Raw genomic sequence first — 12,533 nt, forward strand, 5'->3', positions numbered from 1 at the left:
TGCCCGCCCCCATCGAACAAGCCGTGCGGCCCCCGCCACAAACCCCGACGCCCGCAGCCGCAGCCGCGCCAGAGCCGCCCGCCCCAGCGGCCCCTGCCAGCACGGCGCGTTTCGCCCAGCCCGTTTCGGGCAACATCATTCGTCCTTACGGCAATGGCAACGAAGGCATCGACATCGGTGCGCCCAGCGGCACGCCGGTGCGGGCCGCGGGCGATGGCGAAGTGGCCGCAATCACGCAAGATACCGACCAGATCCCGATCCTTGTGGTCCGCCATCCCGATGGGCTGCTGACGGTTTACGCCAATATCCGCAACATCACGGTTGCACGCGGCGACAGGGTGACAGGCGGCCAGACCATTGCCGAGGTCGGTGGCGGCAGCCCGTCTTTCCTGCATTTCGAGGTCCGCCGCGGCTTTGAATCGGTCGATCCGAACGAATATCTGCCCTGACCTCGGGGCCTGCGCGCTGTGGCGCAGGCTGGACAAATCCCCGGCGCGGCCTGACTGCCGGGCTGTCGTTTGACCGGAGCCTATCCGATGACCGCCGCCTGGATTGCTGGCTTTGCCCTTTCCTTTAGCCTGATCCTCGCCATCGGGGCGCAAAACGCATTTGTCCTGCGCCAAGGGCTCAGGCGCGCGCATGTGGGCGCGGTGGTGGCGGTGTGCTGCCTGTCGGAAGCGATCTTGATCTTTGCGGGCGTCGCGGGCTTTGGCGCGTTGTCGGCCATCGCGCCTTGGGTGATCGAGGCAATGCGTTGGGGGGGGGCGGCGTTTTTGCTGGCTTATGGCATCCGCAGCCTGCGCGCGGCATGGGCAACGGGCGGCGCGCTCGATCCGGGGGGGGAGGCGACAGGATCGCTGCGGGCGGCCATCGGCACGGCGGTGCTGCTGACATGGGCCAATCCGCATGTCTATCTGGATACCGTGGGGCTGATCGGGGCGGTGGCCGCGACCTATGGGCCGGGGCGCTGGATCTTCGGCACGGGGGCGCTGTCGGCCTCGGTCGTGTTTTTCGGGTTGCTGGGGTATGGCGCGCGGGTTCTGGCACCGCTGTTCGCGCGCCCCGGCGCGTGGCGCATTCTGGACGGGGTGGTGGGGCTGACCATGCTGGCCTTGGCGGTCAAGCTGATCGCCAGCGGTTGAGCCGCTGGACACTGTGCCTGGCCTGCGTCATGTCAGGGCCATGGCCAGCCGATCGCCCGAACCCTCGTTGACCCGCGCGTCCGCAGCACCCGCGCGGCCCCTGGCCGGCATGTTATGGATGATGCTGACGGGCTTGTGCTTTGTGGCGGTCACCGCCAGCGTCAAGATGGTGGGAACCGAGGTTCCCGCCGCGCAATCGGCATTCTTGCGCTATGCGCTGGGGCTGATCTTTCTGATCCCGATGTGGCCCGCCGTGCGCGCCGCGCGGCTTGAGCGCCGCACCTGGGCCCTGTTCGGGTTGCGTGGGGCCTGTCATGCAGTGGCGGTGATCTTGTGGTTCTATGCGATGACCCGCATTCCGATCGCCGATGTGACCGCGCTGAATTACCTCAACCCGATCTATGTGATGCTGCTGGCGGTGCTGTTTCTGGGTGAGCGTCTGGGCCCCTGGCGGATCGCGGCGGTGGCAACGGCGTTTGTGGGCACGCTGATCATCGTGCGGCCCGGTTTTCGCGAGATCGACATTGGCCACATCGCCATGCTGTTCACCGCTGTCGCGATGGCGGCAAGCTACTTCATGGCCAAGTTCCTGACGGGCAAGGCCAAACCGCAAGTGGTGGTGTTCATGCTGTCCGTGATCGTGCCGGTGATCTTGCTGCCCTTTGCGCTGGCCGTCTGGGTGCCCATCGGCTGGGAGGCGCTGGGCTGGCTGTTTCTGACGGCAAGTCTTGCCACGGCGGGTCATTATACCATGACGCTTGCCTTTGCTGCCGCGCCCCTGGCCGTGACCCAACCGGTGACCTTTTTGCAACTGATCTGGGCCACGCTTCTGGGCGTCTTGGTTTTTGGCGAACCGGCGGACGGGTTCGTGATGCTGGGCGGAAGCTTGATCATCGCGGCGATCAGTGTCGTGACCTGGCGCGAGGCCCGGCGCAAGGCGCCGGCCCCAGCGCAGGGCGATACGCCTGTGGCTTGAGTTAACCTTTTTGATTTCGCCTGTTAATTGTGCATAGGTGAAAAGACCCGCACAGGGCGGCGCCAAAGCGTTCTGCCGCAGCGCAGCAATTCCTTTTGACCACTTGCATGTCGGATCAAATCACCGCCCCCTTGCGGCAAGGGAGCACGTCATGACTTTGGAAGCGGTGATTTTTGGTGGCATCGGAACACTGGCTGAGGTCGCAGAACTGGACCGCGCCGCGTGGAATGCCGCCTTTCGGACCCATGGTGTCGACTGGAACTGGTCATGGGATGTCTACGCCGAGCTGATGCGGCCGGGGGGGGATCGCCAGCTAGCGGCCCGCTATGGCGCGCATCTGGGCAAGCTTGTCGATGCAAAAACGCTGGACCGGATCCACCAGCGCCAATTCGCCACCATGCTGGCAGGCGGTGTGCCGCTGCGGCCCGGGGTGGCGCGGGTGATGAATTGGGCGGCACGCGCGGGGGTGAAACTGGCGCTGGTCAGCCGCTCAGAGGTGGAGCCCGTGCGCGCCCTGCTCAAGGCGACGGCACGCGAGCGCGGCGGGGTCGCCTTTGACGTGGCGATCTTGCGCGGGGATGTGGCGCACATGGCACCCCACCCCGCCGGAATGGTCGCGGCGCTGACCCAGCTTGGCGTTGGACAAGGGCGCACGGTGGCCGTGGCCGACACCCCGGCCGCGATGGAAGCGGCCCGGGCGGCGGGTCTGCCGGTTCTGGCCTTTCCGGGGCGATTGACCGCCGGTGAGCCCGAGGTTTTCGGGCCTGACAGCCTGGTGCATGCGCTAGGGCCCGAGGCGCTGACATCGACATGGCGCGGGGCACGCAACGAGGCGGCGGAATAGCTGCACCATCCCCGGCCGCCTTTGATCTGGCGCAAGGTGGCGCGGGCTGCAACCTGTCTACTGTGGGATCGAACCCACAAGCGCAGGAAGACAGCCATGTCGCACACACCCCATGAACTTGCCGAGGATTTTCCGGGCGCCGCTGCCGCGATCCATGATCTGAAAGTGACCGATGCGCATTTCGCCCGCCTGATGGACGACTACCACAGGCTCAATCGCGAAGTGCATCGCGCCGAGACCGGCTTGGAACCGGTGGATGATTTCACCGCCCAGCGCATGCGCAAGGAGCGCATGATGCTGAAAGATCAGATCGCGGCGCTGCTGTCCAAGGCCGGATAGGGCCGCTGCCGCGGCAAGCCCGATTCTTCTACGAAAAATCAGAGAGCCCTGCCCCCTGCCCTTGCCGCTACCCCTGACACGGGGCGGCCCATCGCAATGGTGGCCCAAGCCAGGTCTGGCCAGCTCAGGCCCCCGCCGGCGGTTGGGCTTGGCTGCCTTCGACGCGGGTCTGAAAGCGCTCAAAGAACTGATCGGCCATTTTCTGGGCAAAGCTGTCGACAAGACGCGAGCCAAGCTGCGCGATCTTGCCGCCCACCTTGGCCTGAACATCGTAATGCAGCGCGGTGCCGCCGCCATCGGCTTCGCTCAGGCGCACTTCGGCCGCGCCCTTGGCAAAACCCGCAACACCGCCCTTGCCCTCGCCCGAGATGGTGTAGCTTTCGCCAGGCACGATATTTGACAATGTCACCTCACCCCGGAAGGTGGCTTTGACGGGCCCCACCTTTTGGGTGACGGTCGCGGCAAAACCCGTGTCCGGCGAGCCGGTCAATTCCTCGCATCCAGGGATGCAGGCCTTGAGCGTTTCGGCGTCGTTCAACGCCGCCCAGACAGTCATCCGGTCAGCCGCGATGATGCGGGTCGCATTCAGTTCCATTGGGGGGCTCTCCGTGCCAGTTGCGCTTCAGGATTAGGGGCGGCCGGGGCGTGGCGTCAACGCCTGATCGCCCAGCGGCCTGATCTCGTAGGGCAGCGTGCCGCGCCGGTTGGGGTCGACGACAAGCTGGCGTTCCAGCGGCGGCACCGCGCGCTGGTGGCATTGCGCGCGTTCGCAGATGCGGCAGGAAATGCCGATCGGCTGGTATTCGCTGTCGCGGTCCAGATCGAGCCCATCGGCATAGACCAGATCGGCGGCATGCTTGACCTCGCAACCCAACGAGATGGCAAAGCGGCGCTGCGGGCTGCCCCAGGCGCCCCCAGATTTCGATACGTCGCGCGCCAGGATCACATAGCGCACGCCGTCGGGGGTTTCGGCCAGTTGCCGCAAGAAGCGGGTCGGCGTCTCAAAGGCCTGATGCACATTCCACAACGGGCAGGCTCCGCCGAAGCGGGCAAATTGCAGCCGCGTGGCGGAATGACGCTTGGTCACGGTGCCCGCCTGATCGACGCGGGCGAAGAAAAAGGGGATGCCCTTGGCGCCGGGCCGTTGCAGCGTGGACAGCCTGTGGGCCACCTGTTCGATCGAGGCACCGAACTGGATCGAGAGGCGTTCAAGATCATGGCGCGTCTCGCGTGCCGCAGCGGCAAACCGCGCATAAGGCATAAGGACCGCGCCCGCAAAGTAGTTGGCCATGCCGATCCGGGCGATTTCGCGGCTGGTGTCGGATTGAAAGCGCGCCAGATCGAGTGTCGCCTCGATCAACTTGGCCTGGCCCAAGAGCGCATATTGATGCAACAGCTGAAAGCGCTGGGTTTCGGGCGCGGCACGCGGGCTGAGCGTCAGGATGCGGGTGGCCGGATCATAGGCGCGCACGCCCTGCCCTGCCTCGTGGCGGATGACAAGGCCCATGGCCGCCAGCACGGTTTCGGTATGGGCGGCCAGATCGCCCGTCGCCTGACCCGCAAAGCGTTCGGCGGCGCGATCCACGGCATCGATGTAATTGTCGCAATAATGGAAGAAATCGCGCACCTCTTCCCAAGGCGAGGGCGCGGCGAGGCGCTCTTGACCCAAGGCCTCATCGAGCGAGGCCAACCGCTCATGGGTCTGACGATAGGCGCGGTGCAGATCGAGAAAGGCACGCGCCAAGGCAGGCGCATTGGAGGCGGCCAGCCGCAGATCGGCCAAGGCCGGGGGGGTATCGGCAAAGACCGGATCGGCCAAGGCCTCACGCATGTCGGAAACCAGCCGTTCGGCATCGCCCGCGCGCAATTCGGTGACATCGACGCCAAATTCCTGAGCCAGACCCAGCACCACAGCGGTCGAAACCGGCCGATTGTTGTTCTCCATCTGGTTGAGATAGGGCAACGACACGGCAAGCTTGGTTGCGAAATCCTTTTGCGTCAGCCCAAGCCGGCTGCGAATCTCGCGCAGCTTGGCACCGGCATAAAGCTTGGCTGGGGGCATCGGACCTCCGACAGGATTTGCAAGATCAGTTTGCTGGTTTGCAAAGCGAGGTGCAAGCCTTAGCCGAGCACGCGCTTTTCGCGGCGGATCGTGTAAAGGATCGCCACCACCGCCAAAAGCGATGCCGCCAGCATGATCCCGATCAGCGGATAGGCGCCATACCCACCCGTCAGCAGCATGCCCGCCAGCGCCGACAGGGCCGCGCCGCCCCCCACCATCATCGCACCGCCCAAGCCGCTGGCCGTGCCCGCCAGATGCGGCCGCACCGACAACATCCCCGATGTGGCATTGGGCAAGACCATGCCATTGCCCAAGCCCACAAAGGTCATGAAACCGAAAAACACCAGCGCCGTCTTGAAGCCCAACAAGAACAAGATCAGCGACACCATCAGGCCGCTGGCGGAAATCAGCGTGCCCCACAAGACCATTGCATTGATGCCCGCGCGCACGGAATAGCGCCCCGAGATCCAGTTGCCGAAAAAATAGCCCATGGCCGGTGCGCCGAAATAGAACCCCACCGCCGCAGGCGACAGGCCAAAGACCACCGAGCCGACATAGGGCGCGCCGCCCAGATAGGCAAAGAACGCCCCCGAGGCAAAGGCCGCAGCCAGGCAATAGCCCCAAAACCGCCGCGAGGTCAGCAATTCGGGATACTGGCGAAACTGCGCGGCGAAACTGCCCGATCCGGGGCACGCGGTTTCACCCAGATCGCGCCATGTCAGCGCCAGAACCAAACCACCCAAGCCAAACAGCATCCAGAAATTCGCCTGCCAGCCGAAGCTTTCGTCCAGCACGCCGCCGATGGCCGGGCCGATCATCGGCACCACGGCCATGCCCATGGTGACATAGCCGATCTGGCTGGCGGCCTGATCGGCGGGATACATGTCGCGCACCACCGCCCGCCCCAAGACCAGACCCACCACGACAACCGCCTGCAGCATGCGAAACAGCAGGAAAATCTCGATCGTGGGCGAAAACAGACATCCCAGCGTCGCCAGCATGAACACCGCCACACCCCATAGAAAAACGGGCCGCCGCCCATAGCGGTCGGAAATCGGACCGATCAGGATCTGCAACGCCGCGTTCACCGCCAGATAAAGCGCCACCGAAAGCTGCATCAGCCGATAATCGGTCGCGAAATGCGCGGTCATGCGCGGCAAAGAGGGCAGGAAGATGTTCATCGACAGCGCACCGAGCCCGGTGAGCAAGATCAGCGTGACGATATGAGGCGGGGTCGTGCGGTCAAGAAACCGCACCATCGGATGGGTGGCCATGCCGCGTCAATTAGGCCGAAGTGCCGCGTACGTCCAGCCCCCGTGGCGTGCGGCCTTGCGCGGGACGCTGTGCGCTAGCCCCAGCGGTGAAAGACGAAAAACGCCCCCGCAGCGATCAGCCCAAAACCCACCAGATGGTTCCATGCCAAGGGCTCGCGCAGGTAGACGACGGAAAAAATGCCAAAGATCGTGAGTGTGATGACCTCCTGGATGGTCTTGAGCTCGGCAGCCGAGAAATGGCCATGCCCGATCCGATTGGCGGGCACCTGTAGCAGATACTCGAAAAATGCGATGGCCCAGCTGATCAGGATCACCGCAAAAAGCGGCGCTGTCTTGAATTTGAGATGCCCATACCACGCAAAGGTCATGAAGATATTGGAGGCGATCAATAGACCGATGGTGGTAACGGGAACGGGAATCTGCGGCATGTGGCACACCAGGGCTGTGGGACCGGGAACGATGCATAATCTGGCGTCTTGCTCGGCCTTGTGCGAGCGCCAAAAGATGACTTCACAGATTTGCAAAAAACGGATCCGATCCGCAAACTGATTTGCAAATATGCGGATTCAGACTCGCGCAAGTGCCAAGACAGCCCTAGGGTCCGCCCCGGATCAGGGGGCTGAGCGCGCGGGCGGGCCCCGATGGGGCCAGACCGATGGGGAAGGGACGGGCATGAAGGATATCTTGCAAGAGCTTGAAAACCGCCGCGGCGAGGCGCGTCTGGGGGGCGGTGCAAAACGCATCGAGGCGCAACATGCCAAGGGCAAGCTCACCGCCCGCGAGCGCATCGAGCTGTTGCTCGACGAAGGGTCCTTTGAAGAATACGACATGTTCGTCACCCATCGCTGCACCGATTTCGGCATGGAACAGTCCAAACCGCGGGGCGATGGCGTTGTCACGGGCTGGGGCACGGTCAACGGCCGGATGGTCTATGTCTTCAGTCAGGATTTCACCGTTCTGGGCGGATCGGTGTCGGAAACCCACGCCGCCAAGATCTGCAAGATCATGGATATGGCGATCCAGAACGGCGCGCCGGTCATCGGCATCAACGACAGCGGTGGCGCGCGCATTCAGGAAGGCGTCGCAAGCCTTGCTGCCTATGGCGAGGTGTTTCAGCGCAACATCGAAGCCTCGGGCGTGGTGCCGCAGATCAGCCTGATCATGGGCCCCTGCGCGGGGGGCGCGGTCTATTCCCCGGCGATGACCGATTTCATCTTCATGGTCAAGGACAGCTCCTACATGTTCGTGACCGGCCCCGATGTGGTGAAAACCGTCACCAATGAGGTCGTGACCGCCGAGGAACTGGGCGGGGCCACCACCCATACGCGCAAATCCTCGGTCGCCGATGGCGCCTTTGAAAACGATGTCGAGGCGCTGAACGAAGTGCGCCGGCTGATCGATTTTCTACCCTTGTCGAACCGCGAAAAGCCGCCTGTGCGGCCCTTCTATGACGATCCCGGCCGCATCGAGGAAAGCCTTGACACGCTGATCCCCGACAATCCCAACAAACCCTACGACATGAAGGAATTGATCCTGAAGGTCGCGGATGAAGGCGATTTCTACGAGATTCAGGAAGATTTCGCCAAGAACATCATCACCGGCTTCATCCGGCTCGAGGGGCAGACGGTGGGCGTGGTGGCCAACCAGCCCATGGTGCTGGCGGGGGTTCTGGATATCGACAGCGCGCGCAAGGCGGCACGTTTCGTGCGGTTTTGCGATTGCTTCGAAATCCCGATCCTGACGCTGGTCGATGTGCCCGGCTTCCTGCCCGGCGTGACGCAGGAATATAACGGCGTCATCAAGCATGGCGCCAAGCTCTTGTTTGCCTATGGCGAGGCGACGGTCCCGAAGGTGACAGTGATCACCCGCAAGGCCTATGGCGGGGCCTATGTGGTGATGTCGTCCAAGCATCTGCGTGGCGACATCAACTATGCCTGGCCCACATCGGAGATTGCGGTGATGGGGGCCAAGGGCGCGACCGAGATCTTGTATCGGTCCGAACTGGGTGATCCCGCCAAGATCGCGGCACGCGCCAAGGAATACGAAGACCGCTTTGCCAACCCCTTTGTGGCGGCCGAGCGTGGTTTCATCGACGAGGTGATCCAGCCGCGATCGACCCGCCGACGCATCTGTCGCGCCTTTGCCCAGCTGCGCACCAAGCGCAAACAGATGCCCTGGAAGAAACACGACAACATTCCGCTGTAAGCCATGGCGGGACCAGTCCCGCCCTACGGGAGCCGATGATGAGCGAACCCATCTTTCACATGATCACCGGCGGACCCCGCCCCGTCGCGCCCTTTTCGCACGCGGTCGAGGCGGATGGCTGGGTGATCCTGACCGGCCAGATGCCGACCGATCCGGCAGCCCCGGACGCCCCCCTGCCGCAAGGCGTGGCGGCGCAAACGGTGCGGGTGATGGAAAATCTGCGCGTGGTGCTCAGGGGTGTGGGTCTTGACCTGAACCATGTGGTGCAGATGCGTGCCTATCTGACGGAATTCGAGCGCGACTATGCCGCCTTCAACGAGACCTATCAGACCTTTTTCCCGCCCGATCGCCGGCCCGCGCGCACGACCGTGGGCGTGACCGCGCTGGCCGTTGGGGCCTTGGTCGAGATCGATTGCATCGCACGTCGCCCAGAGACTGAAACGCCATGAACGCGCTGACCCCTTGGCTTGCCCTGCCCTTGGCCCGAAAGGCCGCGCTGACGGCACGCCGCGCGCAATCGTGCCGCTTGACGACGCCCTTCCGGCACAGCGTTGCCGCCACCCCGACCACACAGGCGCGCCAATGATCAAGCATCGCGGATTTCCCGGCCGCCTTCCGGGAACGGATTATCAATTCACGATCCGCCGCGCCAACAAGGAGGGGGCATCCAGACTGATCCGGCGCGAACGCTTCCCCGACCGGCGGCCCGCCGACCGGCGCGCGGATGCTGCCTTCATGGAGGCATTGTGGCTGTGTTTTGGCACCGAGCCCTTTGAACGCGGCAATCTGGATGCAGGGCGTCTGTCGTGGCTTTTCGGCCGCGAGGTGATCCCGGCCGAAGACCGTTTCGACCCGGAAAGCTACGAGGCGCTTTTGATCATCGACGAGGATCGCGCGCGCGCCGCCTTCCCCGAGGCCTTTGACGGCAGCGGCTTGTGGCAAGAGGCGATCGAATGATCGGACCCGTCGACAAGGGCCAGAGCAGGCCAGCAGGCCATCCCCCATCCGATAGGCAGACTGCGCCCGCCACGATGCGCGCATTTCTTTTGCACCAGAACGGGGGCCCAGCCCCGCTACGAAGGGACGACAGCCCATGTTCAAGAAGCTTCTGATCGCCAACCGGGGCGAGATCGCCTGCCGCGTCATCAAGACTGCCCGCAAGATGGGAATTGCCACGGTTGCGGTCTATTCGGATGCCGACCGGGGTGCGCTGCATGTCAAGATGGCCGATGAAGCGGTCCATATCGGCCCGCCGCCGGCATCGGAAAGCTATATCGTGATCGACAAGATCATGGCAGCCATCACCGCCAGCGGCGCCGAAGCGGTGCATCCGGGCTATGGGTTCTTGTCGGAGAACATGAAATTCGCCGAAGCGCTGGACCGCGCGGGCGTTGCCTTTGTCGGCCCGCCGACGGGCGCCATCGAGGCGATGGGCGACAAGATCACCTCCAAAAAGATCGCGTCCAACGCGGGGGTTTCGACCGTGCCGGGCTATATGGGCCTGATCGCGGATGCCGATGAAGCGGTGCGGATCTCCAACGAAATCGGCTATCCGGTGATGATCAAGGCCAGTGCGGGCGGCGGCGGCAAGGGCATGCGCATTGCCTGGACCGATCTTGAGGCACGCGAAGGCTTTCAGGCCTCGAAGAACGAGGCGAAATCGTCTTTCGGGGATGACCGCATCTTCATCGAGAAATTCGTGACCCAGCCGCGTCATATCGAGATTCAGGTGCTGGCCGATGCGCATGGCAATTGCGTCTATCTGGGCGAGCGGGAATGTTCGATCCAGCGCCGCAATCAAAAGGTGATCGAAGAAGCGCCCTCGCCCTTCCTCGATGCCGCCACCCGCCGCGCGATGGGCGAACAGGCCTGTGCGCTGGCGCGTGCGGTGGGCTACACTTCGGCGGGCACGGTGGAATTCATCGTGGATGGCAACCGCAATTTCTATTTCCTCGAGATGAACACCCGGCTTCAGGTGGAACATCCCGTCACCGAACTGATCACCGGCATCGATCTGGTCGAACAGATGATCCGCGTGGCGGCGGGCGAAAAGCTGCCCTTTGCCCAAGACGATATCCGGCTGACCGGCTGGGCGATGGAAAGCCGGCTTTATGCCGAAGACCCCTATCGCAATTTCCTGCCTTCGATCGGGCGGCTGACGCGCTACCGCCCCCCCGCCGAGATCCAGGCGGGCCCTCTCAACCAGTCGGGCAAATGGCAGGGCGATGCGCCTGTCGGCGAAACGGCCGTGCGCAATGACACGGGCGTCTTTGAGGGCGGCGAGATCTCGATGTTTTATGACCCGATGATCGCCAAGCTCTGCACCTGGGCGCCCGACCGTCTGGGCGCGATCGAGGCGATGCGCGTGGCACTTGACGGCTTCGAGGTGGAAGGGATCGGCCACAACCTGCCGTTCCTGTCGGCGGTGATGGAACATGAGCGTTTTGTCAGCGGCAACATCACCACCGCCTTCATCGCCGAGGAATATCCCGAAGGCTTTGGCGGTGCCACTCTGGCCGCCGATGCCGCCCAGCGCGTCGCGGCAGCGGCAGCGGCGATGTACCGGGTGGCCGAAATCCGGCGCACCCGCGTCTCGGGCCGGATGGACAATCACGAACGCCGCGTGGGCAGCGATTGGGTTGTCCGGCTGCAAGCTCAGGAATACCCCCTCACCATCGCTGCCGACCATGAAGGATCGACCTTGTCCTTCGCCGATGGCGCCGTGATGCGCGTGACGTCGGACTGGACACCGGGCGATCAGTTGGCGCGCCTGACGGTTGACGGCGCGCCGCTTGTTCTCAAGGTCGGCAAGATCCCCGGCGGCTTTCGCATCCGCACAAGGGGCGCCGATCTGAAGGTGCATGTGCGCACGCCGCGTCAGGCCGAACTGGCGCGCCTGATGCCCGAAAAGCTGCCGCCGGACACGTCCAAATTCCTGCTGTGCCCGATGCCGGGTCTGATCGTGCGTATCGATGTGGAGGTGGGCCAGGAGGTGCAGGAAGGCCAGACGCTGTGCACCGTCGAGGCGATGAAGATGGAAAACATCCTGCGCGCCGAACGCCGTGGCGTGGTGGCCGCGATCACCTGTGGCCCGGGTGACAGCCTTGCGGTCGATCAGATCATCATGGAGTTCGAATAAGCCCGTGCCCCGCGCCGCGCCGCATATCGCCAGACGGGCGGGGCTTTATTCCCCCATCCGTATCTCTTCCTGGCGAAGGGCGAAATTGTCGATGCCGCGCACGATCTCGCGCACATCCCGCGGGCTGGGGCGTCGCAGGCCGACACGACCATCCTTCTGCACGATCACCAGCGTGAATCCGCGCGGGCGCAATGCGGTGCGCAGCGCGGTTTGTTCTGTGGGATCGGTATCGATGATGATGACCACGTCGCGGTCCAACAGCGGTTGGGGGCGCGCGGCCAGCATCTGCAACTGTTCGCGAAACCGGGGATCGGCGGGCGAATCGGCAAACACCACCAAGGGGCGCGCGATCCACAAAAACTCGTCGAGCGTCACATCGCGTGCATGGCGGGGTTCCATCGGATCGATCATGGCGGATGGCGCATCGTCGCCCGTTTGTGGTGCCACGACACCAGCGGCATCGCCTTGCGTCAGGGCGATGGCGGGAAACGACAGAAAAAGGCCTGTCAACAGGGCAAGGTGCTGTGGTCGCATCGGTCCTCCATTCAAGGT

15 protein-coding genes are annotated in these 12,533 nt (G+C 64.0%); 10 read left to right on the top strand and 5 right to left on the bottom strand.

Annotation, left to right across the window (positions count from 1 at the left end):
• The 5 genes from Q0094_RS09705 to Q0094_RS09725 form a co-directional block, all read left to right on the top strand.
• A partial coding sequence (locus tag Q0094_RS09705) for a M23 family metallopeptidase (protein ID WP_297618483.1) occupies positions 1-449 on the top strand: 449 nt, incomplete at its 5' end.
• Between the two features lie 87 nt (positions 450-536).
• A complete protein-coding gene (locus Q0094_RS09710; protein WP_297618486.1) occupies positions 537-1,142 on the top strand; it encodes a LysE/ArgO family amino acid transporter in 606 nt (201 codons plus the stop codon).
• A 40-nt stretch (positions 1,143-1,182) separates the two neighbouring features.
• Positions 1,183-2,118, top strand: a complete 936-nt coding sequence (locus tag Q0094_RS09715) for a DMT family transporter (protein WP_297618489.1) — start codon at positions 1,183-1,185, stop codon at positions 2,116-2,118.
• Positions 2,119-2,269: 151 nt separating this feature from the next.
• On the top strand, positions 2,270-2,962 hold the full coding sequence (locus Q0094_RS09720; RefSeq protein ID WP_297618492.1) for an HAD family hydrolase: 693 nt from the start codon (positions 2,270-2,272) through the stop codon (positions 2,960-2,962).
• A 96-nt stretch (positions 2,963-3,058) separates the two neighbouring features.
• Positions 3,059-3,301: a YdcH family protein gene (locus Q0094_RS09725; protein ID WP_297618495.1), complete on the top strand. Its 243-nt coding sequence runs from the start codon at positions 3,059-3,061 to the stop codon at positions 3,299-3,301.
• Between the two features lie 124 nt (positions 3,302-3,425).
• Here Q0094_RS09725 and Q0094_RS09730 read toward each other — a convergent pair whose 3' ends face one another.
• From Q0094_RS09730 to Q0094_RS09745, 4 genes are all read right to left on the bottom strand, one after another.
• Entirely contained in the window at positions 3,426-3,896 is a 471-nt protein-coding gene (locus Q0094_RS09730; RefSeq protein ID WP_297618498.1) for a CoxG family protein, read from the bottom strand.
• A 33-nt stretch (positions 3,897-3,929) separates the two neighbouring features.
• Positions 3,930-5,363 (bottom strand): short-chain fatty acyl-CoA regulator family protein, encoded by a 1,434-nt coding sequence (locus tag Q0094_RS09735; RefSeq protein WP_297618501.1) that lies wholly within the window; start codon positions 5,361-5,363, stop codon positions 3,930-3,932.
• A 59-nt stretch (positions 5,364-5,422) separates the two neighbouring features.
• A complete protein-coding gene (locus Q0094_RS09740) occupies positions 5,423-6,637 on the bottom strand; it encodes a multidrug effflux MFS transporter (RefSeq protein WP_297618504.1) in 1,215 nt (404 codons plus the stop codon).
• A 74-nt stretch (positions 6,638-6,711) separates the two neighbouring features.
• Entirely contained in the window at positions 6,712-7,065 is a 354-nt protein-coding gene (locus Q0094_RS09745; protein ID WP_297618507.1) for a DMT family protein, read from the bottom strand.
• Positions 7,066-7,309: 244 nt separating this feature from the next.
• Between Q0094_RS09745 and Q0094_RS09750 the strand changes: the two genes are divergently transcribed.
• The 5 genes from Q0094_RS09750 to Q0094_RS09770 all read left to right on the top strand — a co-directional run bounded on the left by Q0094_RS09750 (position 7,310) and on the right by Q0094_RS09770 (position 11,981).
• Positions 7,310-8,842, top strand: a complete 1,533-nt coding sequence (locus Q0094_RS09750) for an acyl-CoA carboxylase subunit beta (protein ID WP_297618510.1) — start codon at positions 7,310-7,312, stop codon at positions 8,840-8,842.
• Positions 8,843-8,880: 38 nt separating this feature from the next.
• Entirely contained in the window at positions 8,881-9,291 is a 411-nt protein-coding gene (locus Q0094_RS09755) for a RidA family protein (RefSeq protein WP_297618513.1), read from the top strand.
• Entirely contained in the window at positions 9,288-9,428 is a 141-nt protein-coding gene (locus Q0094_RS09760) for a hypothetical protein (protein ID WP_297618516.1), read from the top strand. The genes Q0094_RS09755 and Q0094_RS09760 overlap by 4 nt, the downstream gene beginning before the upstream one ends.
• Entirely contained in the window at positions 9,425-9,799 is a 375-nt protein-coding gene (locus Q0094_RS09765; protein WP_297618519.1) for a hypothetical protein, read from the top strand. The genes Q0094_RS09760 and Q0094_RS09765 overlap by 4 nt, the downstream gene beginning before the upstream one ends.
• Before the next feature lie 136 nt (positions 9,800-9,935).
• Entirely contained in the window at positions 9,936-11,981 is a 2,046-nt protein-coding gene (locus Q0094_RS09770; RefSeq protein ID WP_297618523.1) for an acetyl/propionyl/methylcrotonyl-CoA carboxylase subunit alpha, read from the top strand.
• Between the two features lie 45 nt (positions 11,982-12,026).
• Here Q0094_RS09770 and Q0094_RS09775 read toward each other — a convergent pair whose 3' ends face one another.
• Positions 12,027-12,491 carry a DUF4174 domain-containing protein gene (locus Q0094_RS09775; RefSeq protein WP_297618526.1) on the bottom strand — a complete coding sequence of 155 codons (465 nt, stop codon included), beginning with the start codon at positions 12,489-12,491 and terminating at the stop codon, positions 12,027-12,029.
• Positions 12,492-12,533 lie beyond the last annotated feature (42 nt).

This window comes from uncultured Roseicyclus sp., from assembly GCF_937892565.1.
Taxonomy (GTDB): domain Bacteria; phylum Pseudomonadota; class Alphaproteobacteria; order Rhodobacterales; family Rhodobacteraceae; genus Roseicyclus.